Annotated in this window: 29 protein-coding genes and 1 other annotated feature; of the genes, 18 read left to right on the top strand and 11 right to left on the bottom strand. The window is 53.2% G+C overall.

Features of this window, described 5'->3' with window-relative positions:
- Positions 1–57: 57 nt before the first annotated feature.
- Positions 58–1,248 carry a multidrug effflux MFS transporter gene (locus LH22_RS13645; RefSeq protein ID WP_038647360.1) on the bottom strand — a complete coding sequence of 397 codons (1,191 nt, stop codon included), beginning with the start codon at positions 1,246–1,248 and terminating at the stop codon, positions 58–60.
- Positions 1,249–1,439: 191 nt separating this feature from the next.
- On the opposite strand from LH22_RS13645, the gene osmE reads away from it, so the two are divergent.
- Positions 1,440–1,775, top strand: a complete 336-nt coding sequence (gene osmE / locus LH22_RS13640) for an osmotically-inducible lipoprotein OsmE (protein WP_038647358.1) — start codon at positions 1,440–1,442, stop codon at positions 1,773–1,775.
- A 54-nt stretch (positions 1,776–1,829) separates the two neighbouring features.
- Here the strand turns inward: osmE and LH22_RS13635 are convergent, their stop codons facing one another.
- The 6 genes from LH22_RS13635 to hxpB form a co-directional block, all read right to left on the bottom strand.
- A complete protein-coding gene (locus LH22_RS13635) occupies positions 1,830–2,231 on the bottom strand; it encodes a DUF6515 family protein (RefSeq protein ID WP_038647356.1) in 402 nt (133 codons plus the stop codon).
- Positions 2,232–2,429: 198 nt separating this feature from the next.
- Positions 2,430–3,821 carry an L-cystine transporter gene (locus LH22_RS13630; RefSeq protein ID WP_038647354.1) on the bottom strand — a complete coding sequence of 464 codons (1,392 nt, stop codon included), beginning with the start codon at positions 3,819–3,821 and terminating at the stop codon, positions 2,430–2,432.
- Between the two features lie 153 nt (positions 3,822–3,974).
- A complete protein-coding gene (locus LH22_RS13625) occupies positions 3,975–4,565 on the bottom strand; it encodes a metal-dependent hydrolase (protein ID WP_038650160.1) in 591 nt (196 codons plus the stop codon).
- Between the two features lie 134 nt (positions 4,566–4,699).
- Complete coding sequence (gene kduD, locus LH22_RS13620; RefSeq protein ID WP_038647352.1) at positions 4,700–5,461, bottom strand: 2-dehydro-3-deoxy-D-gluconate 5-dehydrogenase KduD; 762 nt, start codon at positions 5,459–5,461, stop codon at positions 4,700–4,702.
- 12 nt (positions 5,462–5,473) lie between these two features.
- Positions 5,474–6,310, bottom strand: a complete 837-nt coding sequence (gene kduI / locus LH22_RS13615) for a 5-dehydro-4-deoxy-D-glucuronate isomerase (RefSeq protein WP_038647350.1) — start codon at positions 6,308–6,310, stop codon at positions 5,474–5,476.
- 234 nt (positions 6,311–6,544) lie between these two features.
- Entirely contained in the window at positions 6,545–7,213 is a 669-nt protein-coding gene (gene hxpB, locus LH22_RS13610) for a hexitol phosphatase HxpB (RefSeq protein WP_038647348.1), read from the bottom strand.
- Between the two features lie 143 nt (positions 7,214–7,356).
- Between hxpB and LH22_RS13605 the strand changes: the two genes are divergently transcribed.
- A complete protein-coding gene (locus tag LH22_RS13605; protein WP_038647346.1) occupies positions 7,357–7,893 on the top strand; it encodes a YniB family protein in 537 nt (178 codons plus the stop codon).
- Between the two features lie 4 nt (positions 7,894–7,897).
- On the opposite strand, the gene LH22_RS13600 is transcribed toward LH22_RS13605, so the two are convergent.
- Together LH22_RS13600 and ghoS are read right to left on the bottom strand one after the other, a co-directional pair.
- Positions 7,898–8,791 carry a fructosamine kinase family protein gene (locus tag LH22_RS13600; RefSeq protein ID WP_038647344.1) on the bottom strand — a complete coding sequence of 298 codons (894 nt, stop codon included), beginning with the start codon at positions 8,789–8,791 and terminating at the stop codon, positions 7,898–7,900.
- An 89-nt stretch (positions 8,792–8,880) separates the two neighbouring features.
- Positions 8,881–9,174, bottom strand: a complete 294-nt coding sequence (gene ghoS / locus LH22_RS13595; RefSeq protein WP_231647374.1) for a type V toxin-antitoxin system endoribonuclease antitoxin GhoS — start codon at positions 9,172–9,174, stop codon at positions 8,881–8,883.
- Between the two features lie 328 nt (positions 9,175–9,502).
- Between ghoS and LH22_RS13590 the strand changes: the two genes are divergently transcribed.
- The 16 genes from LH22_RS13590 (at position 9,503) to LH22_RS13520 (ending at position 23,825) form a co-directional block, all read left to right on the top strand.
- Positions 9,503–10,264 (top strand): DUF481 domain-containing protein, encoded by a 762-nt coding sequence (locus LH22_RS13590; protein WP_038647342.1) that lies wholly within the window; start codon positions 9,503–9,505, stop codon positions 10,262–10,264.
- 244 nt (positions 10,265–10,508) lie between these two features.
- A complete protein-coding gene (thrS, locus tag LH22_RS13585; RefSeq protein WP_038647340.1) occupies positions 10,509–12,437 on the top strand; it encodes a threonine--tRNA ligase in 1,929 nt (642 codons plus the stop codon).
- A gap of 4 nt (positions 12,438–12,441) precedes the next feature.
- Positions 12,442–12,993: a translation initiation factor IF-3 gene (gene infC / locus LH22_RS13580; protein WP_034821726.1), complete on the top strand. Its 552-nt coding sequence runs from the start codon at positions 12,442–12,444 to the stop codon at positions 12,991–12,993.
- A 99-nt stretch (positions 12,994–13,092) separates the two neighbouring features.
- Positions 13,093–13,290: a 50S ribosomal protein L35 gene (gene rpmI, locus LH22_RS13575; protein WP_006118955.1), complete on the top strand. Its 198-nt coding sequence runs from the start codon at positions 13,093–13,095 to the stop codon at positions 13,288–13,290.
- Positions 13,291–13,372: 82 nt separating this feature from the next.
- Positions 13,373–13,729: a 50S ribosomal protein L20 gene (gene rplT / locus LH22_RS13570; RefSeq protein WP_007892678.1), complete on the top strand. Its 357-nt coding sequence runs from the start codon at positions 13,373–13,375 to the stop codon at positions 13,727–13,729.
- Between the two features lie 115 nt (positions 13,730–13,844).
- Positions 13,845–13,970: a sequence feature (Phe leader region), on the top strand.
- A complete protein-coding gene (pheM, locus tag LH22_RS20625; protein ID WP_121626058.1) occupies positions 13,850–13,894 on the top strand; it encodes a pheST operon leader peptide PheM in 45 nt (14 codons plus the stop codon). Its footprint overlaps the feature before it by 45 nt.
- Before the next feature lie 71 nt (positions 13,971–14,041).
- A complete protein-coding gene (gene pheS / locus LH22_RS13565; protein ID WP_038647337.1) occupies positions 14,042–15,025 on the top strand; it encodes a phenylalanine--tRNA ligase subunit alpha in 984 nt (327 codons plus the stop codon).
- 14 nt (positions 15,026–15,039) lie between these two features.
- Positions 15,040–17,427 carry a phenylalanine--tRNA ligase subunit beta gene (pheT, locus tag LH22_RS13560; RefSeq protein WP_038647335.1) on the top strand — a complete coding sequence of 796 codons (2,388 nt, stop codon included), beginning with the start codon at positions 15,040–15,042 and terminating at the stop codon, positions 17,425–17,427.
- A 4-nt stretch (positions 17,428–17,431) separates the two neighbouring features.
- Entirely contained in the window at positions 17,432–17,734 is a 303-nt protein-coding gene (gene ihfA, locus LH22_RS13555; RefSeq protein WP_007892687.1) for an integration host factor subunit alpha, read from the top strand.
- Between the two features lie 191 nt (positions 17,735–17,925).
- Entirely contained in the window at positions 17,926–18,297 is a 372-nt protein-coding gene (locus LH22_RS13550; protein ID WP_038647333.1) for a DUF2502 domain-containing protein, read from the top strand.
- Positions 18,298–18,387: 90 nt separating this feature from the next.
- Entirely contained in the window at positions 18,388–19,371 is a 984-nt protein-coding gene (gene btuC / locus LH22_RS13545; RefSeq protein ID WP_038647331.1) for a vitamin B12 ABC transporter permease BtuC, read from the top strand.
- Between the two features lie 39 nt (positions 19,372–19,410).
- Complete coding sequence (locus LH22_RS13540) at positions 19,411–19,956, top strand: glutathione peroxidase (RefSeq protein WP_038647329.1); 546 nt, start codon at positions 19,411–19,413, stop codon at positions 19,954–19,956.
- Entirely contained in the window at positions 19,957–20,703 is a 747-nt protein-coding gene (gene btuD / locus LH22_RS13535; RefSeq protein ID WP_038647327.1) for a vitamin B12 ABC transporter ATP-binding protein BtuD, read from the top strand.
- 68 nt (positions 20,704–20,771) lie between these two features.
- Entirely contained in the window at positions 20,772–21,233 is a 462-nt protein-coding gene (locus tag LH22_RS13530) for an NlpC/P60 family protein (RefSeq protein WP_038647325.1), read from the top strand.
- Positions 21,234–21,544: 311 nt separating this feature from the next.
- Entirely contained in the window at positions 21,545–22,288 is a 744-nt protein-coding gene (locus tag LH22_RS13525) for an EAL domain-containing protein (protein ID WP_038650155.1), read from the top strand.
- 97 nt (positions 22,289–22,385) lie between these two features.
- Positions 22,386–23,825 (top strand): protein adenylyltransferase SelO, encoded by a 1,440-nt coding sequence (locus LH22_RS13520; RefSeq protein ID WP_038647323.1) that lies wholly within the window; start codon positions 22,386–22,388, stop codon positions 23,823–23,825.
- Between the two features lie 5 nt (positions 23,826–23,830).
- On the opposite strand, the gene LH22_RS13515 is transcribed toward LH22_RS13520, so the two are convergent.
- Together LH22_RS13515 and ppsR are read right to left on the bottom strand one after the other, a co-directional pair.
- The gene (locus tag LH22_RS13515; RefSeq protein ID WP_038647322.1) at positions 23,831–24,877 is read right to left on the bottom strand and encodes a 3-deoxy-7-phosphoheptulonate synthase; all 1,047 of its coding nucleotides are present in this window, start codon (positions 24,875–24,877) and stop codon (positions 23,831–23,833) included.
- 148 nt (positions 24,878–25,025) lie between these two features.
- A complete protein-coding gene (gene ppsR, locus LH22_RS13510) occupies positions 25,026–25,853 on the bottom strand; it encodes a posphoenolpyruvate synthetase regulatory kinase/phosphorylase PpsR (protein WP_034821695.1) in 828 nt (275 codons plus the stop codon).
- Positions 25,854–25,926: the final 73 nt, after the last annotated feature.

Genomic DNA, 25,926 nt, shown 5'->3' with positions numbered 1-25,926 from the left:
CCTCCGTTGGCAAACAACAAGCCGCATGGCTTGTTGTCGCACTTATTTGCAGGCTTTTCAGGCGCTTTTCGGTTTTTGTGCCAACAGTATGAACATCAAAATTGCCAGCATAAAGCAGCCAAAGATAGTGCCCGTCATGCTCGATACTGAGGTGCCGCCCAAACCGGTTACGGGCACGCTAATGGCACCTAACGTGAACATGGTGACACCAATCACCGCTGAGGCACTGCCTGCACGATGCCCCTGACTCTGCATCGCCAGAGACGAAGCCGTCGTCGCAATGACACCGTTACTGGCAATGGTGAAGAACAGTGCCAGCAGGATCACCGGCAGCGGTGCCCCGGTCAGACCCGCTAATAACAGACAGCTCGACGCCACGAATGCCAGCGTCAGCCCGCCTTTTAGCACGCGATATTCTCCCCACAGTGGGCACAAACGTGCACTGGTTTGAGATGCAATAATCAGGCCGAATCCATTGGCAGCAAAACAAAAGCTAAACGCCTGGGGTGACAGGCCGTAGATTTGCTGTAACACAAATGGGGAAGCGCCGATATAGGCAAACATGCCGGACATCATAAAACCCTGCGTCAGACAGAAGCCCATGAAGGGACGATGAGTGATCACCTGGCCGAGTGCTGCCCAGGCGGAAAAGATTGAGCCCTGGCTGCGACGTTCAGCGGGCAGCGTTTCGTGCAGTTTCCAGCGTGCGAGGAAGATCAGCAGTACAGCGATACAACCGAGTACCACAAAAATGCCGCGCCAGTTCAGCACCGTCATTAACACACCGCCGAGCACCGGTGCACCAATTGGCGCCAGGCCATTCACCAGCATCAGCAGGGCAAAGAAGCGAGTCAGTTCATGGCCGCTGTACATATCGCGTGCGATAGCGCGTGACAACACCGCGCCGCCTGCACCCGCCAGACCTTCAAACAGACGTGCTACCAACAGAGAGTGAATGTCTTTTGCCAGCGCGCAGCCAATCGACGCGATAAATAACAGCACCAGCGACAGCAACAACGGGCGGATACGGCCAAACTTGTCGCTCATCGGGCCAAACAGCAATTGTCCGGCGCCGAGGCCCAGTAATCCTGCGGTTAAACTTAACTGCGCGGTGGCGGTTTCGGTATGCAGATCGCGCGCCAGTTCAGGTAAGGCAGGCAAGTACAGGTCGATACAGAGCGGTCCAAGTGCCGCGAGCAGGCCCAGCGTAATGGCGTAAACCAGCCGATTAGAGTGTGCAGGTGTCATTGATCCTCTGTTTTATTGATGTCTTAAGATTTTTTTTGCCGGGAGATTATACGAAGCGTGAAGCGGCAACACAGCAACTTTACGTAAAACTAACGCTTCAGAATGGGCTTAAAGCGAAGCCATTAAGTTGATAAATCTGGATTTATGTTCCAGGCTTAGTGTGACATGGACAAAGTATGAGGAATATAAAGATGAATAAAGTGCTGGGATGTATCGCTGCCGCTATGACGCTGGTAGCCTTATCGGGTTGTACGACTTATGACAAAGCCGAAAGCTATGTGACTAAGCCGGTAGTTAAAGATGTGAAAAAAGGAATGACGCGCGATCAGGTACGCCAGATTGCGGGTGCGCCATCAACTGAAATTACCATGGTACATGCCCGTGGTACTTGCCAGACCTACGTGCTCGGCGAGCGTGATGGTAAAGCACAGACCTACTTTGTCAGTTACAACGATGTGGGCCGCGTGATGAACTACGGCTTCCAGAGCTGTAAAGACTACGATACCGATCCGCAAGCTGCACAGTAATTCTTGCCGAATACAAAAAGGCCCGTCGATGACGGGCCTTTTTTCGTTTTACACTTACAGTCCGTACGGGCGGGGCACTTCAACATAATTGCCGCCCATCTCACGCTGATAGTAATGACCTTCCTGCACGTAATAGCGTTTTCCGTTGAAATCCAGCACGCGCATTCCGCCCTCTGGCGGTGCTTCAGGCGCCTGAACGACGACATAGGTATCGCCCTGACGCTGGTAGTAGTTGCCATTCAGCATGTAATAGGTGAGACCGCCAATCAGTACCGCAGTAGCCGCTTCAGGTAAGAAGCGCAACGGACCCGGGCCGCCCCAACGTGGGCCACCTCCCCAATGTGGACCTCCACCCCAATGTGGACCTGGGCCGGGGCTCCAGCCGTAAGGGTGGGCAAAACTGATGGCTGGCGTTAATAAGGTTAACGCCAGCACCGAGGCGATAACGTTTTTCATCGGTGATTCTCCTGCTATGACTGATAGCAGAATTCGCCTTTTAATGACAAAACTCAAGTGAAAAGTGGCTGATTTTTCGTCTGTTTACCATGCTTAACGCTTTCCTGACGCTAGCGCCACGATCGGGGGGAATTGCGGAGTTACAGCCATAAAAAAACGGCAGGCGATGAGGCCTGCCGTTGTTCTGTTGCGTCGGAATTAGCGATGCGCCAGTTCAGCGTGCTCGTCGCTTTCCAGCACTTTTTTATCGGTCAAACCGAGCCAGCGACTGGTGAGTGAACCTGCTGTCATCGAACCATTGACGTTCAATGCGGTACGGCCCATATCGATCAGCGGCTCGATGGAAATCAGCAGGGCAACCAGTGTGACTGGCAAGCCCATCGCTGGCAGCACAATCAGCGCAGCGAAAGTGGCACCGCCGCCAACACCGGCAACACCGGCCGAGCTCAGCGTAACGATACCGACCAGTGTCGCAATCCACATCGGATCAAACGGGTTAATGCCGACCGTTGGTGCAACCATCACCGCCAGCATGGTCGGGTACAAACCGGCGCAACCGTTCTGACCAATGGTGGCACCAAAGGAAGCCGAGAAGCTGGCAATCGATTCCGGCACACCAAGACGGCGCGTCTGCGTTTCCACGTTCAGCGGAATGCTGGCCGCACTGGAACGGCTGGTGAAAGCGAAGGTGATCACCGGCCATACTTTGCGGAAGAAGCGCATCGGGTTGATGCCGTTCACGGACAGCAGCAGGGCGTGCACGCCAAACATGATCGCCAGACCGAGATAAGAGGCCACCACAAAACCGCCCAGCTTGATGATATCCTGCAGGTTAGAGCCCGCCACCACTTTGGTCATCAGCGCCAGCACACCGTACGGCGTCAGCTTCATGATCAAACGCACCAGTTTCATCACCCAGGACTGCAGCGTATCAATTGCCACCAGTACGCGCTCGCCTTTGACTTTGTCATCCTTCAGCAGCTGCAATGCCGCCACGCCGAGGAAGGCAGCGAAGATCACCACGCTGATGATCGAGGTTGGGTTAGCGCCCGCCATATCGGCAAACGGATTTTTCGGGATAAAGGAGAGCAGCAGCTGCGGCGTACTGAGATCTGCGACCTTGCCTACATAGTTGCTCTGGATCGCGCTCAAACGTGCGGTTTCCTGAGCACCCTGCACCAGGCCTTCTGCGCTCAGGCCAAACAGCCCGGTGACCATCACACCCACCAGCGCGGAAATCGCGGTGGTGAACAGCAATACGCCAATGGTCAGCACGCTGATCTTGCCGAGTGAAGAGGCATTATGCAGGCGCGCGACAGCGCTCAGGATCGACGCAAACACCAGCGGCATCACAATCATCTGCAGCAACTGGACATAACCGTTGCCGACAATGTTGAACCAGCTGATTGAATCCTTAACCACCGGGCTGTTTTCGCCATAAATGGTTTGCAGCGCCAGACCGAACAGCACGCCAATCACTAAGCCAGTCAGCACGCGTTTCGACAAGCTCCAGCTTTGGTTGCCAATGCGATTCAACAGAATCAGCAACGCAACAAAGGCGATGATATTAATAATGAGGGGAAAATCCATACTCGACTCCAGAGGTGTGCCGCGCAGCACGTTTGGCTGGCACGGAAAACAGTAAGTTCCCGTCAGGGAATGTCAGGAATGTTACCAGTTCAGGAAAGTGCAGGCTTATACTCAAAAGGAATGGGTTATAACTTTATTGATTGATTTGCCTGATTATTGACCGTTTTGACCATTAACCAGCCGACCGACACCATTTTGCAGCGTATTAAACAGTTGCTCGGGCCAACCGTTGGCACCAAAAGAGGGCATGCCAGCGGGAAACCACAGTGCATATCCGACCAATGCGAGGCAAAGTGCGCGCTCCAGCTGATTACCTTTTTGGCTGTTGAGCAGCGGCAAACGGAAACGCCAGCGGCACGGCCACAGCAAGGGGACGCCTGCGGGGGTCAACATGTCGGCGACGATGTGACTGAGATAGCCCAGCGTCATCCCCTGTAAGACATCGGCAGGCAGGAACCAGTCCGCCGGGACGTTAATCTGGAATAGCCACAGGCTGACCGCCACCGCCAGCAAACTGTGGGTAAATCCACGATGACCAAAGGCGCGAGCGATAGGTTGCGAGATCCATTTAAGGCGCTGGCCTAACACGGATTTAGGATGGTCAATATCAGGTAGCAGACAGGTCAGAAGTGCAGCAGGCACGAGATGCCACCAGTCGGCGCTGGCCATGACTGGCGTCAGCTCCGCACGCTTAGCAAAAATCGCGCTGGCAATGGCAAAAATGATATGGCCTTCGGCCGTCATGGTGAAACCTGGCTGCAAAAACTGTCGATGCATCCAGTATAGGGATTTATCCAGTGAAATAGAACGGTGACGCTGTAACGAAGCGTTAATATTTTTCGCTTTCCCGCGTCATAATGACGCGGGAAAAGAACAGGTTAGCGTGCTAACCATCCACCATCAACGGCCAGCGTGTAGCCGTGCACATAATCTGCAGCGTCAGAAGCCAGAAACACGATCGGACCCATCATGTCATCCGGAACACCCCAGCGTCCGGCAGGGATGCGCCCAAGGATCTCTTCATTGCGCGACTCATCATTACGCAGTTGTTCGGTGTTATTGGTCGCCATGTAGCCAGGAGCGATGGCATTCACGTTAATGCCGTGTTTCGCCCACTCATTGGCCATCAGCCGCGTTAAACCCATCACCGCGCTTTTTGACGCCGTGTAAGAGGGCACGCGGATGCCGCCCTGAAAGGAGAGCATTGAGGCGATATTAATAATTTTGCCGCCGTTGCCCTGAGCGATAAACTGACGCGCCACCTGCTGAGACAGGAAGAACAGGCTTTTGCTGTTGATGTTCATCACATCGTCCCAGTCCTGCTCGCTGAAGTTGAGCGCATCTTCACGGCGGATGATGCCCGCGTTATTCACCAGAATATCGATACGTCCTGCCTGAGCCACGGCTTGCTCAACAATCTGCGGCACCCCTTTCGGCTGAGTCAAATCGGCCTGAATCGACCAAAAGCGGCGGCCCAGGGCTTCAACTTTAGCCTGGGTATCGGCAGGACCGGCACGGTTAACGCCGATGATGTCACAGCCGGCTTGCGCCAACCCTAAGGCCATCCCCTGACCTAAACCGGTATTACAGCCGGTGACCAGCGCGATTTTGCCTTCAAGATTAAATGCGTTAAGGATCATCTTTCGCTCCTGTTAGCGCAGCGCGCTGATGCTGACGTGATCCATGTCATCGAACACCTGGTTTTCGCCCACCATGCCCCAGATAAAGGTATAGCGCTGTGTGCCCACACCGGCATGGATTGACCAGCTCGGTGAAATCACCGCCTGCTCGTTGTGTACCAGTAAATGTCGCGTTTCCTGCGGCTGACCCATCATGTGGAAAACGGCGCTATCATCTGCCATATCAAAGTAAAAGTACACTTCCATACGACGTTCATGGGTGTGGCACGGCATGGTGTTCCACAGATTGCCGTCATCAAGACGCGTGAGTCCCATGGTGAGTTGGCAGGTAGGTAACACATCCGGCACGATAAATTTATTAATGGTGCGACGGTTTGAGGTCGCAGCATCGCCTAACGTGGCTTTGACTGCATCCTGCAGGGTGATCTTTTTATCCGGAAAACGGGTATGTGCGGGTGCGCTGTTGTAGTAAAACTTCGCTGGAAGGTTGGCGTTGCTGCTGCGGAAAACCACGCTTTTGGCACCCTGGCCAACATACAGCGCCTCCTGATGGCCGACCTCCCAGGTTTTGCCATCGACGTCAATCAAGCCCGGTCCGCCAATGTTGATCACGCCCAGTTCGCGGCGTTCGAGAAAATAGCTGACGCCCAGCTGTTTGCCGACTTCCTCGCCGATCGTCACCGACTGCTGGATTGGCATAACACCCCCAATGATGATGCGATCAATGTGGCTGTAAGTGAGGGTGTAATTGTCGGCCGCAAAAATTTTCTCGATTAAAAATTCGCGACGTAATCCGGCGGTGTCCAGATTTTTTGCATGCTCAGTATGAATGCTTTGACGAACGTCCATCTCAGACCTCTCAAAGTTAAAGGAAGTGTCCCGAAGTGGGTCTTTGGGCATCTTAGGCAGGATGGGATGTGAATTCAATAAAAATGAAACGTTGTTTTATTTATTTGTGTGAGCGATCAAATACGCGCGGTTATTGCCGTAGTGAGTATTCAGAGGAACAATGGAAAGCGTTGCCCACAGGTGGGCAACGAGAGTGGATGGGCTGCGTCCTGGCCCGACACAGGCGTATCAGAATTAATTGAACAGATGCTCAGCTTTTAGCTCGGTCAAATTCGCCAGCTTCACATTGGCCAGCGCCCAACGCGCATCATCCGCGTACTCGGCTGCAGGCACCACAATCGAACGCATGCGCGCGGCTTTGGTGGCGATCATGCCATTAAACGAATCTTCCAGCGTCACACAGTTCAGCGGATCCACCGCCAACTTCGCCGCCGCATCCAGATAGACCTGTGGATGAGGTTTGCTGTAAGGCAGGGCTTCGGCTGAAGCAATGGCGTCGAAGTATTTGCGCAGGTCGAACATCTCCAGCACGCGCTCCAGCATAAACAGCGGTGACGCTGAGGCGAGGGCGATCTTCAATCCCTGCTGCTGGCAAAGTTGCAATGCCTGTTCAACGCCGGGAAGTAATGGACGCGTCTCCTCAACCAATGCCAGTGCGCGGGCAATGATACGTTGCGTGACTTCCGCCTGATCCGGGCCGTTCCACGGCAGGGCTTCAAACCACATACGGACGGTTTGATCGATGCGCAAACCCAGCGTATCGGGCAGTTCATGGCGGCGGGTAATATCCACCCCCAAACTGGCAAACACATCCAGTTCCGCCTGATCCCACAGGGGTTCAGAATCGATCAGCAATCCGTCCATATCAAAAATAGCGGCCAACACCGGGTGACGATAAGACATACAACAGCTCCGTTTGAAATTTGCCCTACCTTACCATGTGCAGCCGGTAAATCCGACTCACGGCAGGTTACGCATTTTTCAGGAAAAAAAGCCGCAGTGCAGGTAGACTTAGGGCAAAACTACTGTATGTGAAGGGAGACACCATGACTTACCAACAGGCTGGCCGCATCGCCATCCTTAAGCGAGTGGCTGGCTGGGTAATTTTTATTCCGGCGCTGCTATCCACCATTATTTCAATTCTCGGTTTCATGTTTAAACACAGTGAAAAGCAGCCGGGCATTGATGCCGTGATGCTCGATTTTGTCCATGTGATGGTCGACATGATCAAGTTCAACACGCCGTTTTTGAACCTGTTTTGGCAAAATTCACCGGTACCGGAGTTTAATGGTGGTGCCAATATTGGCTTCTGGATCATCTACATCCTGATTTTCGTCGGCATTGCGCTGCAGGCGTCAGGCGCGCGCATGTGGCGTCAGTCGCGTCACATCAAGGAAGGTATTGAGGATCAGTTGATTCTTGAACAAGCCAAAGGAGCAGAAGGACGCACACGTGCGCAGCTGGAAGAGAAGATCCATGTCCCGCGACATACTATTTTGCTGCAAGTTTTCTCGCTCTATATCCTGCCAATCGTGATTGCTATTGCGGGTTATTTTGTCCTGAAATTACTGGGCATGCTGTAAGGCGTCAGGCCGGCCTGGCCTGACGTTGTCCCAATGCATCTTCATTTAACAACTGGTCAATCGCGAATTGTGCGGCGTTTGTCCAGTTACCGGCAAACACGTTGGCGCGGTTGAGCAAATAGTAGAGCTGGTACACAGGCTGTCGTTGCGAAAACCCTTCTGCCAGCGGCCACACCGAGTGATATCCCTCGTAAATCTGGCGTGGCAATTCGACGTAGTAATTCAACATCGCGAGATCGCACTCCCGATCGCCCCAATAGCAGGCGGGGTCAAACAGCCATGGCCCACTGCTGCTATCCGCGCAGTTAGCAGGCCACAAATCGCCGTGTAATAGAGAAGGCTGAGGATGATGATTGGCCAGCGCGCGTTGCACGCAATCGACGATCAGTTCGGTATTGCCGTATTGCACCCCTTTCTCAGCGGCCAGCTGTAGTTGCCAGCCAATACGCTGTTCAGCAAAGAACACCGACCAGCGGCGTAGCCAACTGTTGGGCTGGGGCGAGGTGGTGATGTTGTTATCGTAATCGAGGCCAAACTGCGGTTGCTCGCTCCATTGATGCAGGTGAGCTAACTGCTGGCCAAGCTGGAAGGCGCTGTGTTCGTTCAGCGCCTCTGGCTGAATATACTCCAACAGCAAAAAGCTGCTGTCGCGGTCATTCCCAACGCCATACACTTTTGGCACCCGGACCGTCTGTGTCCGCGCCAGTAAGCCCAATTGGTCCGCTTCCCAGCTAAACAGGGTAAGCATATCGCGCGTGTTACATTTGACGAAAACGTCAAGATCGCCGTAGCGGAGGCGCCAGGCAGGATGCACATCGCCACCAGGCAGTTCGTAACGTTCAGTGATTTCAGCTTCACCGGCGTGTTCGCTTAACAGACGACTAATGGCTGACCACATTGGGTAATCCTCTTTATTCGCTGCGTAAGTTTGATTGTAGCGCTCAAAACTTCAGCAAAACCAGTGGTGGGGCGATTATTTGTGGCGCGTCAGGGTTTTGCCTTTAGAAATTCGGAAAGCGTGCTGATTTTCACCTCTGCCTGGCGGTGCAAAGCAACATCGGCCAGCCCGGCTGCGTGTTCCGCAATCTCGTGTTGTTCCAGGGCAGTGATGATGCCAAAACTGTTGGTCCCCAATTCATGTGAACGGCCCTCGTCGTCATGCAGGGTCGTGGTGTAACCGCCATTGACCATCACACTGTTCAGAGATTGCAGATCGCCTAAGCTCTCATCCGAATAGCTTAGCGTGACAATGTAACGTTTCAGGTCGTGGTCACTCATCATTCACCTCGTTGTTATGGAACAAATTCCAGCGTAGACCAGCGCTGCGAATAGAGCGAATTCTGCGCAATTGGGAGGGGAAAGGAGGCGTAAATCTGCGTCAACAGGCTTCAGAAAATTCTTGTATCAATTGGGCTGCTATTTGGTTAATTGCCTCTTATAATGCGCAGCGGAAATGGGAAAGCTCCTATTAACCATGCGGTTCCAGCGCGGAACCTGGCATTTCTGGCACCTTCATACTTTTTTACAAAACTTACCGTAAATTGCATTGATTGGCCGGGAAAACTCTTCAGACTCACTCTTTTTTAAACTGCCGTACGGGTCACATTTAATGAAAGCCTTTAATAAGCTGTCCGCTGTTGTATTGCTCTCTGCTGGAGCATTTTGTCACCAGGCATTAGCTGATAACACCGTTTTTACCTCCATGGATGACCCTTCAACGGCAAAAAAACCGTTTGAAGGCAGCGCGTCAGCGGGATATCTGGCTCAAACCGGTAACACCACCAGTTCAGCGCTGAGTGCTGCGACCAACATGACCTGGTATCAGACCAACACCGCTTACAGTCTCTGGGGTAATGCCGCGAACAACTCCTCAAACGATGAGCGTTCGTCAGAGACCTACAGCCTGGGTGGTCGTACTCGTTACAACCTGAACAGTGCTGACTACCTGTTCGGCCAGGCAAGCTGGCTGAGCGACCGTTTCAACGGTTATGACTCACGCGATGTGTTGACCGCAGGTTACGGTCGCCAGATCCTTAACGGCCCGGTGCATTCACTGCGTGCTGAATTCGGTCCAGGTGTTCGTTATGATGACTTCCACGCGGGTGGCCACGAAACCAAAGCCCTGGGCTATGGTGCGGTGAGTTATCAATGGCAGCTGACGGATACCACCAAGTTCATTCAGGGTGTATCTGTGCTGAGCAGCTTCGGTGATGACACGACGGTGAACTCCGAAACCGGCTTGCAGGTAGCGATTAACTCGCACTTTGCGCTGAAGCTGGCTTACAACGTGACCTGGAATAACAATCCGCCAGAGTCTGCGCCGGATCGTACCGACACCAAAACCACCATCCAGCTTTCTTACGCGATGTAAGTGAGCCGTGATGAAGAAACCGTTGCCGGCCTGCGCCGCGCAGCGGTTTTTTTTTATCTGTCGATGGCTTAGCGCATTTTTCGCGGGTTTAGATCGCGGCAGAAAGCTGCTATTATCTCCGGCGCTTTACATTCCTGGCGTCATTCCGACAACGTGGGTCTGACATTACGCCGGGTTACTCAAACAGAACTCAATGTTGCATGTAGGCTTTCGTGTGGCTTACCACTGCAATTAAGGATATGAAATGCCAGTAATTACTCTTCCTGATGGCAGCCAGCGCGTATTTGACCGTCCGGTCAGCGTGATGGACATCGCTCTGGATATTGGACCGGGTCTGGCGAAAGCCTGTATTGCCGGTCGTGTTAATGGCGAGCTGGTGGACGCGGTTGATCCGATCACCGAAGATGCTCAGGTGGCAATTATCACCGCCAAAGATGAAGCCGGTCTGGAAATTATTCGTCACTCTTGTGCACACCTGTTAGGGCATGCAATTAAACAGCTGTGGCCGAATACCAAAATGGCGATTGGTCCGGTGATTGATAACGGCTTCTATTATGACGTCGATTTGGATCACACCCTGACGCAGGAAGATCTTGAGCTGCTGGAAAAGCGTATGCACCAGCTGGCTGAGACTAATTACGATGTTGTGAAGAAGAAGGTGAGCTGGCAGGAAGCGCGTGACGTGTTTGCTGAGCGTGGCGAAAGCTACAAAACCACCATTCTTGACGAAAACATCAGCCACGATGATCAACCTGGTTTGTATCATCATGAAGAATATATCGACATGTGCCGCGGTCCGCACGTGCCGAACATGCGTTTCTGCCATCACTTCAAACTGCAGAAAATCTCCGGTGCTTACTGGCGCGGCAACAGCGACAACAAAATGCTGCAGCGTATTTACGGTACAGCCTGGGGTGATAAGAAGCAGCTGGCTGCCTATTTGCAGCGTCTGGAAGAAGCGGCGAAGCGCGATCACCGTAAAATCGGTAAGCAGCTCGACCTGTATCATATGCAGGAAGAAGCGCCAGGTATGGTGTTCTGGCACAACGACGGTTGGACCATCTTCCGTGAACTGGAAGTGTTCGTCCGTACCAAGCTGAAAGAGTACGATTACCAGGAAGTGAAAGGTCCGTTCATGATGGACCGTGTGCTGTGGGAAAAAACCGGCCACTGGGAAAACTACAAAGAAGCGATGTTCACCACCTCTTCAGAGAACCGTGAATATTGCATCAAGCCAATGAACTGCCCTGGCCACGTTCAGATCTTTAATCAGGGTCTGAAATCCTACCGTGACCTGCCGCTGCGTATGGCGGAATTTGGTAGCTGCCACCGTAATGAGCCTTCAGGCGCATTGCACGGCCTGATGCGCGTTCGTGGTTTTACCCAGGATGATGCACACGTCTTCTGTACTGAAGATCAGGTTCGTGATGAAGTGAACAGCTGTATCCGCATGGTTTACGACATGTACAGCACCTTCGGTTTTGAAAAAATCGTGGTGAAACTGTCGACCCGTCCGGAGAAACGTATCGGTACCGATGAAATGTGGGACCGTGCGGAAGTGGATTTAGCAGAAGCGCTGAAGGAGAACGAAATTCCGTTCGAATATCAGCCAGGAGAGGGTGCCTTCTACGGCCCGAAAATTGAGTTTACCCTGTACGATTGCCTCGACCGCGCATGGCAGTGCGGCACCGTTCAGCTAGACTTCTCCCTGCCAAAACGTTTGGACGCCACTTATGTGGGCGAAAACAACGATCGTCAGACGCCGGTCATGATTCACCGTGCGATTCTCGGTTCAATGGAGCGCTTTATCGGCATCCTGACCGAAGAGTTCGCGGGCTTCTTCCCGAGCTGGCTGGCCCCGGTGCAGGCTGTGGTGATGAATATTACCGACAGTCAGGCAGAATATGTCAGTGAATTGACAAAGAAATTGCAGAAAGCTGGCATTCGTGTCAAAGCAGACTTGAGAAACGAGAAGATAGGCTTTAAAATCCGCGAGCACACATTACGTCGCGTCCCTTATATGCTGGTTTGCGGTGAGAAAGAGGTGGAAGCAGGCAAAGTTGCCGTGCGCACCCGCCGTGGTAAAGACCTCGGGAGCATGGACGTAGATGTGTTTGTTGAGAAGCTGCAACAAGAGATTCGCAGCCGACATCTTCACCAATTAGAGGAATAAGGTTATTAAAGGCGGAAAACGAGTACAACCGACGCGTCCGAACCGTATCAACGGCGAAATCCGTGCTACCGAAGTGCGCTTAACTGGCGTAGACGGCGAGCAACTTGGCATTGTGACATTGCGCGAAGCAATTGAGAAAGCCGAAGAAGCTGGCGTAGATTTAGTTGAAATCAGCCCGAACGCCGAACCGCCGGTTTGCCGTATTATGGATTACGGCAAGTTCCTTTATGAAAAGAGTAAGTCTTCTAAGGAACAGAAGAAGAAGCAGAAAGTTATCCAGGTTAAGGAAATCAAATTCCGTCCTGGTACCGATGATGGCGACTATCAGGTCAAACTACGCAACCTGATTCGCTTTCTGGAAGAGGGCGATAAAGCCAAAATCACGCTGCGTTTCCGTGGTCGTGAAATGGCGCACCAGCAGATCGGTATGGAAGTGCTTAACCGCGTCCGTAAAGACCTGTGTGAAGATCTGGATCTGGCCATTGTCGAGTCCTTCCCGACTAAGATCGAAGGCCGCCAGATGATCATGGTGCTCGCACCGAAGAAGAAACAGTAGGCCTTCAAGTAATAATGCCGCGCAGCGTTCGCGCTGTGCGGAATTTTATTCGCCTGTCTGATTCATTTTATTAACAATGCGAAGTGGATATTTGTAAAAATGCCAAAGATTAAAACTGTCCGTGGCGCGGCTAAGCGCTTCAAGAAGACCGCTTCTGGCGGCTTCAAGCGTAAGCACGCGAACCTGCGTCATATTCTGACTAAGAAGTCTACCAAGCGTAAACGTCACCTGCGTCCGAAAGGCATGGTGTCTAAAGGCGATCTGGGTCTGGTTGTTGCCTGCCTGCCGTACGCATAAGTAAACTTTTTATAAATCTGCCTGAACACTTTGCGTACTGCAGGGAATAGGGCATCACAGAATATGATATAGGAGAGCTCACATGGCTCGCGTAAAACGTGGTGTAATTGCTCGCGCACGTCACAAGAAAATCTTAAAACAAGCTAAAGGCTACTACGGTGCACGTTCACGTGTTTACCGCGTTGCTTTCCAGGCTGTTATCAAAGCTGGTCAGTATGCTTACCGTGACCGTCGTCAACGTAAGCGTCAGTTCCGTCAGCTGTGGATCGCGCGTATCAACGCTGCGGCCCGTCAGAACGGTATCTCTTACAGCCGTTTCATCAATGGCCTGAAAAAAGCCTCTATTGAAATCGACCGTAAGATTCTGGCTGACATCGCTGTATTCGACAAAGTGACCTTCACGGCACTGGTCGAAAAAGCAAAATCAGCTCTGGCGTAAGTCAGATGAAAAAGGGAGCTTGCTCCCTTTTTTATTGCCTGCAACTCACGCAAAAGATTGACATTTTAACCGCTGGGCTTTTCAATAGTGCGGTTTCTATCAAGACAAGGTAACGCAAGCATGCACGCTGCTATTTTCCGTTTCTTTTTTTACTTTAGCGCCTGACAATCGGGGGCTTTTGCGCATAAGAAAAGAAACGAAAAATCGCGCTGAAAGCCTCCCTCGTGGAGGCTTTTTTGTTTCTGGCGACACTTAATCGGATCTCACGGTCCTTACAAGAACTGACCAGCCCGGCTGGAAGAAGAGGAAATCATGTCCCAACTCGCAGACCTGGTGGCCCGTGCCACGGCCGCTATCGACGAGGCGTCGGATATCGCCGCCCTGGACGCCGTGCGCGTCGAATTCCTGGGTAAGAAAGGGCACCTGACGCTGCAAATGACCACCCTGCGTGAACTGCCAGCGGAAGACCGTCCGGCAGCAGGCGCGGTGATTAACGAAGCGAAGCAGCAGGTACAAGACCGCCTTACCGAGCGTAAAAACACCCTGGAAAGCGCTGAACTGAATGCGCGCCTCGCCGCAGAGACCATCGATGTCTCGCTGCCTGGTCGTCGCGTTGAGAACGGTGGATTGCACCCGGTGACCCGCACCATCGACCGTATCGAAAACTTCTTCGGCGAGTTGGGCTTTGCGGTGGTCACGGGTCCGGAAATCGAAGATGACTATCATAACTTCGACGCACTCAACATTCCCGGCCACCATCCGGCGCGTGCTGACCACGATACCTTCTGGTTCGATGCCACCCGTCTGCTGCGCACCCAGACGTCTGGCGTGCAGATCCGCACCATGAAAAACCAGCAGCCACCGATCCGCATCATCGCACCAGGTCGCGTGTATCGTAACGACTACGATCAAACGCACACCCCAATGTTCCATCAGATGGAAGGCCTGATTGTTGATAAAGACATCAGCTTCACCAATCTGAAAGGCACGCTGCACGATTTCCTGAACAACTTCTTTGAAGAAGACCTGCAGATTCGCTTCCGTCCTTCTTACTTCCCGTTCACTGAACCCTCCGCAGAAGTGGATGTGATGGGTAAAAACGGCAAGTGGCTGGAAGTGCTGGGCTGCGGCATGGTGCATCCAAATGTTCTGCGCAATGTCGGCATCGATCCGGAAGTTTACTCGGGCTTCGCTTTCGGCATGGGGATGGAGCGTCTCACCATGCTGCGTTATGGCGTGAACGATCTGCGCGCCTTCTTCGAAAATGATTTACGTTTCCTCAAACAATTTAAATAAGGGCAGGTTATCCAATGAAATTCAGTGAACTCTGGTTACGCGAATGGGTAAATCCAGCCCTGGACAGCGCTGCGCTGTCTGAGCAAATCACCATGGCCGGCCTGGAAGTGGACGGCGTGGATCCGGTCGCCGGTGCGTTCCATGGCGTGGTCGTGGGTGAAGTGGTGGAGTGCGGCCAGCACCCGAACGCCGACAAACTGCGCGTGACCAAAATCAACGTGGGCGGCGAGCGCCTGCTGGATATCGTCTGTGGCGCGCCAAACTGCCGCCAGGGCCTGAAAGTCGCCGTGGCGACCGTCGGCGCTGTGCTGCCAGGCGATTTCAAAATCAAAGCCGCGAAACTGCGCGGTGAGCCTTCAGAAGGCATGCTGTGCTCGTTCTCTGAGCTGGGTATTTCCGACGATCACAGCGGCATTATTGAACTGCCCGCTGATGCACCGATTGGCACGGATATCCGCAGCTATCTGCAACTGGATGACAACACCATTGAAATCAGTGTGACGCCTAACCGTGCTGATTGCCTCGGTATTATCGGCATCGCGCGCGATGTGGCGGTGGTCAACGGTTTGCCGCTCACTGAGCCAACGATTGAGCCCGTTAAGGCAACAATCACCGATACCTTCCCGATTCGCGTGGACGCCACAGAGGCTTGCCCACGTTATCTGGGCCGCGTGGTGAAAGGAATTAACGTTAAAGCGGCAACGCCACTGTGGATGCGTGAAAAACTGCGTCGCTGTGGAATCCGTTCTATCGACCCGGTGGTAGATATCACCAACTACGTTCTGCTGGAACTGGGTCAGCCAATGCACGCCTTTGACCTCGACCGCATTGACGGCGGCATTGTGGTGCGCATGGCGGAAGAGGGCGAAGTGTTGACGCTGTTGGATGGCACCGAAGCCAAACTCAGCAGCGATACGCTGGTGATTGCTGACCATCAAAAAGCGCTGGCGATGGGCGGCATTTTTGGTGGTGAACACTCTGGTGTGAACGAAGAAACCAAAAATGTGCTGTTCGAGTGTGCCTTCTTTGAACCGCTGGCGATCACCGGCCGTGCACGTCGTCAGGGCCTGCATACCGATGCGTCGCATCGTTACGAGCGTGGTGTTGATCCGGCGCTGCAATTCAAAGCCATTGAGCGTGCTACCCAGCTGCTGCTCGACATCTGCGGTGGTGAAGCAGGTCCGGTTATCGATCAAACCGACGCCAGTAAATTGCCTGAGCGCGCCACTATCACGCTGCGTCGCGAAAAGCTGGACCGTCTGATTGGTCACGTGATCGCCGATGAGCAGGTCACCGATATCCTGACGCGTCTGGGTTGCGAAGTGAGCGTGGGCAATGGCGAGTGGACAGCCGTTGCGCCAAGCTGGCGTTTCGATATGGCGATTGAGGAAGATCTGGTTGAAGAAGTGGCCCGCGTGTACGGCTACAACAACATCCCAGACGTGCCAGTGAAAGCCAACCTGATCATGACTCAGCATCGCGAAGCGGATTTGTCGCTGAAGCGGGCGCGTAACCTGCTCGTCGATAAAGGTTATCAGGAAGCCATTACTTATAGCTTCGTTGATCCCAAAGTGCAGCAGTTGCTGCATCCAGGCGAAGAAGCGCTGATTCTGCCTAGCCCAATTTCCAGCGATATGTCGGCGATGCGCCTGTCGCTGTGGACCGGCTTGCTTGGTGCAGTGGTGTATAACCAGAACCGTCAGCAAGGCCGCGTACGCCTGTTTGAGAGCGGTTTGCGCTTTGTTCCTGATACGCAAGCCGATCTCGGTATTCGCCAGGATCTTATGCTGGCGGGGGTTCTGAGCGGTAATCGTTACGAAGAGCATTGGGATCTGGCGCGCCAGACAGTTGACTTCTATGATTTAAAAGGCGATTTAGAGTCGCTACTGGATTTGACCGGTAAACTTGATGAGATTTCTTTCCGTGCAGAAGCTAATCCGGCACTGCATCCAGGACAGAGCGCGGCAATTTATTTATGCGGCGAACGAATCGGATTTATCGGAGTGGTTCATCCGGAGTTGGAACGTAAGCTGGATCTCAACGGCCGCACCTTAGTGTTTGAACTGCTTTGGAATAAGGTCGCAGACCGCGTCCTGCCTGACGCGCGCGAGATTTCACGCTTCCCGGCGAACCGTCGTGATATCGCTGTGGTAGTGGCTGAAAACGTGCCCGCAGCAGATATCATCGCGGAGTGTAAGAAAGTTGGCGTAAATCAGGTAGTTGGCGTAAACTTGTTTGACGTGTACCGTGGTAAGGGCGTGAACGAGGGCGAAAAGAGCCTCGCGATTAGCCTGATTTTGCAGGATACCAGCCGGACACTCGAAGAAGAGGAGATTGCCGCGACCGTTGCCAAATGCGTTGCGGCATTAAAAGAGCGATTCCAGGCAACCTTGAGGGATTGAACCTATGGCGCTTACAAAAGCTGAAATGTCAGAGTACCTGTTTGAAAAACTCGGGTTGAGCAAACGCGATGCCAAAGAGTTGGTTGAGCTCTTCTTTGAAGAAGTTCGCCGCGCGTTGGAGAACGGAGAACAGGTTAAACTGTCCGGATTTGGTAATTTTGATCTGCGTGACAAAAACCAACGTCCGGGCCGTAACCCGAAGACGGGGGAAGATATTCCTATCACTGCCCGCCGAGTGGTGACCTTCCGTCCGGGACAGAAGTTGAAAAGTCGCGTTGAGAACGCGACACCGAAGGACGCTGACTAATTTCAGTATGACAAAAAGGCCGCTTAGCGGCCTTTTTTATTGGCTGCAAGATAGCCATTCTGCGCAATTTTTCCATAATGTCAGGATTTCGTAAGTATGCGGAAAATAGGATGAAAATCGGCACTGGCTGATAGTGACTGTCGCAATCCATTTGTTATAACAGCGCCATCACATAACAAGGGGTATTGCTGATGAAAAAGACAGCACTTTTACTGGGCATCCTGTTAGGCATGCCGCTGCTGGCTAGCGCCAATGTTTCCGTTAACATCAACACACCGGGTGTCTCTATTCATATCGGTGATCAGGATAAACGTGGCTACTATTGGGATGGCTACGACTGGCGAGCGCCAACCTGGTGGAAACAGCACCACAATCAGCGTGTTGGCATGAAAGGCCCACACGGTTACTGGAACGGTAACGGCTGGCAGTCACAGCACCCGGGCAATGCGCCGCGCCACGATAACAAACCGCAGCCGCGCGACCAGCATCATGACCCGCGTGATAACCACGATAACCACGATAAGCGTGATAATCACGGTCAACCGATCCCGCCTCATCAGTAAGCATTGCTCAGCGGCACCCACTCGGTGCCGCTTTCTTTTTGCCACAATCTCACTACAATCAAATCTCTGTTTTCTCAGCCAATCTCATCTATGACTCTGTTGGACCAGCTTGCTTATCAGGCCGATCGTCGCAGCCAGCGCTGGCTAATGCTGCTGAGTGCCACTCTGCTACTGCTGTTTGTACTCAGTCTGTGTGCCGGAGACAGCTGGATTTCCCCAACCCAATGGTTTTCATCGAAGGGTGATCTCTTCGTCTGGCAGTTACGCTTACCGCGGACGCTGGCCGTGCTACTGGTGGGCGCAGCACTGGCGGTGTGTGGTGTGGTGATGCAGGCGCTGTTCAACAATCCGTTGGCAGAACCCGGCCTGCTTGGCGTATCAAATGGCGCGGGCATTGGGTTAGTGTTGGGTGTCATGCTGGGCAATGGCTCGTTATGGAGCCTGGCGCTGGCGGCGATGGCGGGCGCATTATTGATCACGCTGATCCTGCTGCACTTTGCCCATCGTCAGCTTTCAGCCAGCCGCTTATTGCTCACGGGGGTCGCGCTCGGCATTATCTGTAGCGCAGTGATGACATGGGCCGTGTACTTTAGCACCAGCCTCGATCTGCGGCAGTTAATGTACTGGATGATGGGCGGCTTTGGCGGTATTGACTGGCGCTATGGCTGGATGATGCTGGCGCTGTTGCCGGTTACTCTGCTGCTTACCGCCACCGCGCGGACGCTGAATTTACTCTCACTGGGGGAAACCTCAGCGCGTCAGCTAGGCCTGCCGTTGTTGTTATGGCGCAACCTGTTAGTGCTGGCGATGGGCTGGCTGGTTGGCACCAGCGTGGCGATGGCCGGTGCCATCGGGTTTGTCGGATTGGTCATCCCTCATCTGTTACGCTTAAGCGGTTTTAGCGATCATCGTTACCTGCTGCCCGCCTCGGCGCTGGCAGGGGCTGCGGTGCTCCTCGGGGCAGATATTATCGCCCGACTGGTGCTGACGTCGGCAGAGCTGCCGATTGGCGTGGTCACCGCCACCCTCGGCGCACCGCTGTTTATCGTGCTATTAGTGAAATCTTCGCGCTAGCAATGGCTGGCATCTTGGTCTCAACAACAGGAATCGACAATGAGCATTTATCAGACAGAACTGGTTACCCTGGACGGCGAAAAAACGACACTGGCACAGTATCAGGACAACGTACTGCTGGTGGTCAACGTGGCGTCAAAATGTGGGCTGACGGCGCAGTATGAGCAACTTGAATCACTGCAGAAAGCCTGGCAGGACAAAAACTTTAGCGTGCTGGGTTTCCCGTGCAACCAGTTTCTGGAGCAGGAGCCGGGCAGCAACGAAGAGATCAAAACCTTCTGTAGCACCACTTATGGTGTGACTTTCCCGATGTTCGATAAAACCGATGTGAACGGTGCAGATCGTCATCCGCTGTATGCGCAGTTAACGGCAGCGCAGCCGGAAGCCGAACGTCCTGAAGGCAGCGGTTTCCTCGAGCGTATGGTGAGTAAAGGTCGTGCACCTAAAGCTGAGGGCGACATTTTGTGGAACTTCGAAAAATTCCTCATCAACAAACAGGGCAAGGTGATTGCGCGTTTTTCTCCGGATATGACGCCTGATGATCCGATCATCCTGAAACGCGTTGAGCAGGCGCTGGCAGAGTAAATGCTGTTGCAGTGTCAGGGAGTCAGCGTCGCGGGACGTCTGGCTCCGGTTGATCTCAGCGTCAATGCGGGTGAATGGATACATCTGGTGGGCCCGAATGGCGCGGGAAAAAGTACTTTGCTCAGTGCGCTGTCGGGATTATTACCGGCTCAAGGCGTGATTCAGCTTGCAGGAATGTCGTTGAGCCGCTTAAGCGGGTCCGCGCTGGCTCAGTGGCGTGCCTGGTTACCGCAACAACAGGCCGCGTTAGGGACCATGCCCGTCTGGCACTATCTACGATTGCATTTCTCTTCGGCGTCGCCGCAGGCAGATGTCACACTCAATGATGTGCTGACGCAACTCAGCGTACAGGACAAATTAACCCGTAAGCTGACGCAGCTCTCCGGAGGCGAATGGCAGCGCGTGCGGCTGGCGGCGGTGGTGATGCAAATCCATCCAGCGATCAATCCTCACGGCAAGCTTTTAATTCTGGATGAGCCACTGACGGCGCTGGATGTCGCACAGCAGCGAGCCGTGGACAAATTGCTGCTCCAGCTGTGCCGCGCCGGTATCGCGGTGATTGCCAGCGGCCACGATCTTAACCACAGTCTGCGCCATGCTGACCGCGTAGGGTTGATGCATCAGGGGGAAGTGGTCATGCAGGGACGTGCGCGGGAAGTCCTCACCGCCGCCAATCTCTCCCCTTTGTACCAAACCGAGTTTGAACAATTGGATACGCCGCAAGGCCCTCTGCTGTTTATTCCCTGAATAACATTGCCTGTTAAGCAGATTTGCCGCTAAAGTGTCATCCGGGCGACGGATTTAGGGACATTCTGATGCGAATAACGGTATTTCTTCTGATGCTGCTGCTGGCTGGGTGTAGTAGCCATCACGCGCCGCCGCCGAATGGCCGTCTTTCTGATTCCATCACCGTGATTGCCCAACTCAACGATCAGTTAGGTCGCTGGCGTGGCACGCCTTATCGCTACGGCGGATTAAGTCGAGGCGGTGTAGACTGCTCTGGTTTTGTTTATCTGACCTTCCGCGATAAATTCGATATGCAACTGCCGCGTTCTACCGTCGACCAGACGGATATTGGCACACGCATTGATAAACGCGATTTGCTGCCCGGTGATCTGGTCTTCTTTAAAACGGGCAGTGGAGAGAATGGCCTGCATGTGGGTATTTACGATACCGATAACACCTTTATCCACGCTTCTACCAGCCAGGGCGTGATTCGCTCTTCACTGGATAACGTCTATTGGCGCAAGGTATTTTGGCAGGCACGTCGTATCTGAGTGATTACCATACCAGTGCTGAATGACCTATTCTCTTTATGGTTTTTCAGCCGATATATTATTGAATTCCCCTCGAATTTAACTCTCATTTAAAATGGCACTTTACCTGCGACCGCATTAATACTAAAAATAAGACTGAATTTATTTAATGAGTATGGACAACCACCCCGGTTATTTGGCTTAAGTTTTATTTATGGCTTAAAACGGTTTAATCAGGCACAAAATTGCGTCTCTTCTAACGTTTGGTCCTATTGCCTGACCGTTTTCATTGATATACGATGCGCCAATTGCCACTGCTTCTGGCTGCTAAAATGAAAGTCCATTTATCTGCCGACTATCAGTCGGAAACCTGGTTCTATCCAGTTTATACACTGGCGGGCCAGCTGACTGCGGTCGAGCTGGTGACGCAATTCGTCCACGACAGCGCACCAATTACGCTGCCGCAGGATTTGCTGTTGCCGCAATTAGACGATGCGCAGCAATTACGGTTAATGCAGAGCCAGCTTTCTTTACTGGAAAAGTACCGTGACTTTTTTGAGCTACATCAAATTACCGCTCTGGTTCGTATTGATGATTCGATGGCGTTAACGCTGCTTGGAAGTGAATTTCTGTTAAGGAAATTTAAACAACTTCCTTTTATTATTCTCGATATTAGCGAAACGTTTCCGCAATTAGCGCGCGGAAAAGCGCAGCCACTTCTGGCCACATTACAGCAGGAATTCCGTTTATCGCTTTCCCAATTTGGTGCGGGTAAAGCACCTGCGACCGCAGTCTACGATAATCTCTTTAGTGTACTGAAGCTGGATAAAACCTTTATACAAGGCCTGGCTAAACGTGCATCTTTTACACCCTTTATCCAAACGGTCATCGATAATTTCTCAGATTATGCCGATCAGCTCATAATATGTGGTGTTGACGATAACGCCATGCTGGAGAAAGTCAGCACGCTGAGCGGAGCTCAACTGCAAGGCAATTTGTTCCCGGTTGTCAAAGCGGAACGGTTAGGTGATCTTATTTATCCTGATGTGACTTCGCATACCCCTTCACAGCAGTAGTCCTTTCAACTGTCATCCGCTGACGCCCAGCGTTACACTGAACCCTATTCTTTAAACTCACTGTCGGTGCTTTTCGTGTGCACCTTCTGGAGTGGTGATGCAATTTATTAACAGCTGGCAGCAAGAGCTGTCGGGATGCTATACGGCGCTGATGCCAACGCCGTTGGAAGGCGGGCGTCTGTTCTATCATAACGCGCCGCTGGCGGCAGAAATGGAACTGGATGCCGGGCTCTTCATTGGGCAGGGGCACGGCGTCTGGAGTGGTCGTGAGCTACTGCCAGGTATGGCACCGCTGGCACAGGTTTACAGCGGACATCAATTTGGCGTGTGGGCCGGCCAACTGGGCGATGGGCGTGGCATCCTGCTGGGCGAACAGCAACTGACGAACGGACGTAGACTCGAATGGCATTTGAAAGGGGCGGGATTAACGCCCTATTCGCGTATGGGGGATGGCCGGGCGGTGATTCGTTCCAGTGTGCGTGAGTTCCTGGCTTCGGAAGCGCTGCATCATTTGGGGATTCCCACCACTCGCGCGCTGGCGCTGGCGATTGGCGATGAGCCGGTGCTGCGTGAAACGCAGGAGCGCGGGGCAATGCTGATGCGCATCGCTGAGAGTCATCTGCGTTTTGGTCACTTTGAACATTTTTACTATGGCGGCGAGCAGGATAAGGTCCGGCAACTGGCGGATTACGCCATTCATCATCACTGGCCGCAGCTAAGCGATGACGCTGACCGCTATGTGCTGTGGTTTACCGATATCGTGAAACGCACTGCCAGCCTGATCGCCCAATGGCAGAGCGTAGGCTTTGCGCATGGCGTGATGAACACCGACAACATGTCGATCCTCGGACTGACGCTGGATTATGGTCCGTATGGCTTCCTTGATGATTACCAGCCCGGATTCATCTGCAATCACAGCGATTATCAGGGGCGTTATTCCTTTGAGAATCAGCCGATGATTGGTTTGTGGAACCTCAACCGTCTGGCGCATGCATTGTCAGGGTTGATGAGCACGGATCAGTTAAAACAGGCGCTCAGCCAGTATGAAACGGAACTGATGCGGGTCTGGGGTGAGAAGATGCGCGCTAAACTGGGTCTTCTGACTGCCGATGCCAATGACAACGCGATTCTGACGCAACTGCTGTCGCTGATGACACAAGAGCGAAGCGATTACACGCTGACCTTCCGCTTACTGAGTGAGACGCAGCAGCATCAACAGCATTCGCCGCTGCGTGATGAATTTATCGACCGCGGGGCGTTTGACCACTGGTACGATGGCTATCGTCAGCGTCTGCTGCAGGATGAAGCATCAGATGAACAACGCCAGCAGGTCATGAAAGCGGCCAACCCGGCGCTGGTGTTGCGCAATTATCTGGCACAGCAGGTGATTGAAGAAGTCGAGCAGGGTGAGAAGGCGGCGCTGGAGCGGCTCCATCTGGCCTTACAGCAGCCATTTGATGATGCGGCCGTCAGCGCAGAGTTACGCCAACGGCCGCCAGAGTGGGGCAAAACGCTGGAGGTGAGTTGCTCCAGCTAAGGTGATTAAAAACGGCTGTCGACCGCGGCAGCCAGTTTCTCCAGCACTTCGGCGCTTTCTTCCCAGCTCAGGCAGGGATCGGTAATCGATTGACCGTAGTTTAACGGCTCACCGCTCACCACTTTCTGATTGCCTTCCTGCAGGAAGCTTTCAATCATCACGCCTGCGACCGCACGTGATCCCGTACGAATCTGTGCTGCCACATCATCCGCAACATCGCGCTGGCGACGATGCTGTTTCAGGCAGTTACCATGGCTGAAGTCGATGATCAGCTGTTCCGGCAAATTAAAGTCACGCAGATTTGCGGCCGCGGCCGCGACATCTTCGGCGTGGTAGTTAGGTTGACGACCACCGCGCAGAATGACATGACCATGCGGATTGCCGCTGGTCTGATAAATCGTCATCTGACCGTGCTTATCCGGCGAAAGGAACATATGGCTGACGCGTGAGGCGCGAATGGCATCCACCGCGATTTGCACATTGCCGTCCGTACCGTTTTTAAAACCAACGGGGCACGACAGTGCCGAAGCCATTTCTCGGTGGATCTGACTCTCTGTGGTGCGTGCACCAATGGCGCCCCAGCTGATCAGGTCAGCAATAAACTGGCCGATCACCATATCGAGGAACTCGGTGGCGGTCGGCATACCGGTGGCGTTGATATCCAGCAACAGTTTACGGGCAATGGCGATGCCGCGATTAACGTCGAAACTGCCATCCAGATCCGGATCTGAGATCAATCCTTTCCAGCCGACCACCGTGCGCGGTTTTTCGAAGTAAGCGCGCATCACGATTTCCAGACGGTCCTGATAACGTTCGCGTAACACGCTGAGGCGTTCGGCATATTCCAGCGCGGCTTTAGGGTCGTGTACCGAGCACGGGCCGATAATCACTAACAGGCGTGGATCTTCGCCGGTTAAAATGCGTGCAATACGCTGGCGCGCAGCGGTGACGGTGGCCGCCACCTCCGGTGAAATGGGGTGTTCTTGCGCAAGCGCAGCGGGCGTTAGCAGGCTGCCGATGCGCGCAGTACGCAGTTCATCAGTCTTGTTCATTGGGATTCTCAAAATCTGTTCTTCGCAACGGTGAAATACCGGGAAGTGATGGTGGTCACAATAAACCAATAGGCCGCGAATTCAACCCGCTAAAAAGAAAGGTGAGCGAAACAAGACGGAAGCCAGGCTTTACGGCCTGGCGTACAGATTAATACATGCTGCGGCGCAGACCCATAATGTCGAGGATTTTGGTGGCAATCTCCTCGACCGAATAGTTGGTACTGTTAAGGTAACGAATCTGATGCGTGCGGAAGAGCGCTTCCACTTCTCCCACTTCCAGCCGGCACTGGCGCATTGAGGCATAACGGGTATTCTCTGCACGCTCCTGCCGAATCGCCGCCAGACGTTCAGGATCGATAGTTAATCCAAACAGTTTATGTTGATGGGCGCGTAACGCCGGCGGCAATTTCAGGTTATCCATGTCATCGGCGATAAAGGGATAGTTTGCCGCACGTACACCAAACTGCATGGCCAGATAGAGGCTGGTGGGTGTTTTGCCACAGCGAGAGACGCCGAGCAAAATCACCTGCGCATCCTCCAGACCACGCAGTGAAATACCATCATCGTGCGCCAGGGTGTAATCAATTGCGGCAATACGCGCATCATATTTGCCGAGATTGCTCGCCGTCAGACCATGGGTTCGGTGCGCCACTGGCATTGAAGCAACGCCCAGTTCACTTTGCAACGGGCCCACTAATGCCTGCACGATGTCCTGACAAAAGCCTTCGCTTTCCAGAATGATTTCGCGCACATCCGGTGTGACGATGGAAAAGAACACAATCGGACGTACGCCGCTTTGCTGATACAGCGCGTTAATCTGCGCCTTAACCGCCTGAGCTCGCTGAACATTCTCAACAAAGGGCAGGGTTACGCTATTGATGTTCACAGGGAATTGCGACAGAACGGCATGCCCCAATACCTCCGCGGTAATGGCGGTACCGTCTGAAATGTAGAACACACTGCGCTCAGTGCTCATAGGCGAAATCCCCTCTCATTTACTTTTACGTAACAATGTCATTGCTGATATTTCATTTTAATTAAAAATAAAA

This window comes from Pantoea rwandensis (assembly GCF_000759475.1).
Taxonomy (GTDB): domain Bacteria; phylum Pseudomonadota; class Gammaproteobacteria; order Enterobacterales; family Enterobacteriaceae; genus Pantoea; species Pantoea rwandensis_B.
The sequence above is the reverse complement of the archived record's forward strand: the minus strand, read 5'-3'. Positions and strand labels throughout refer to the sequence as shown.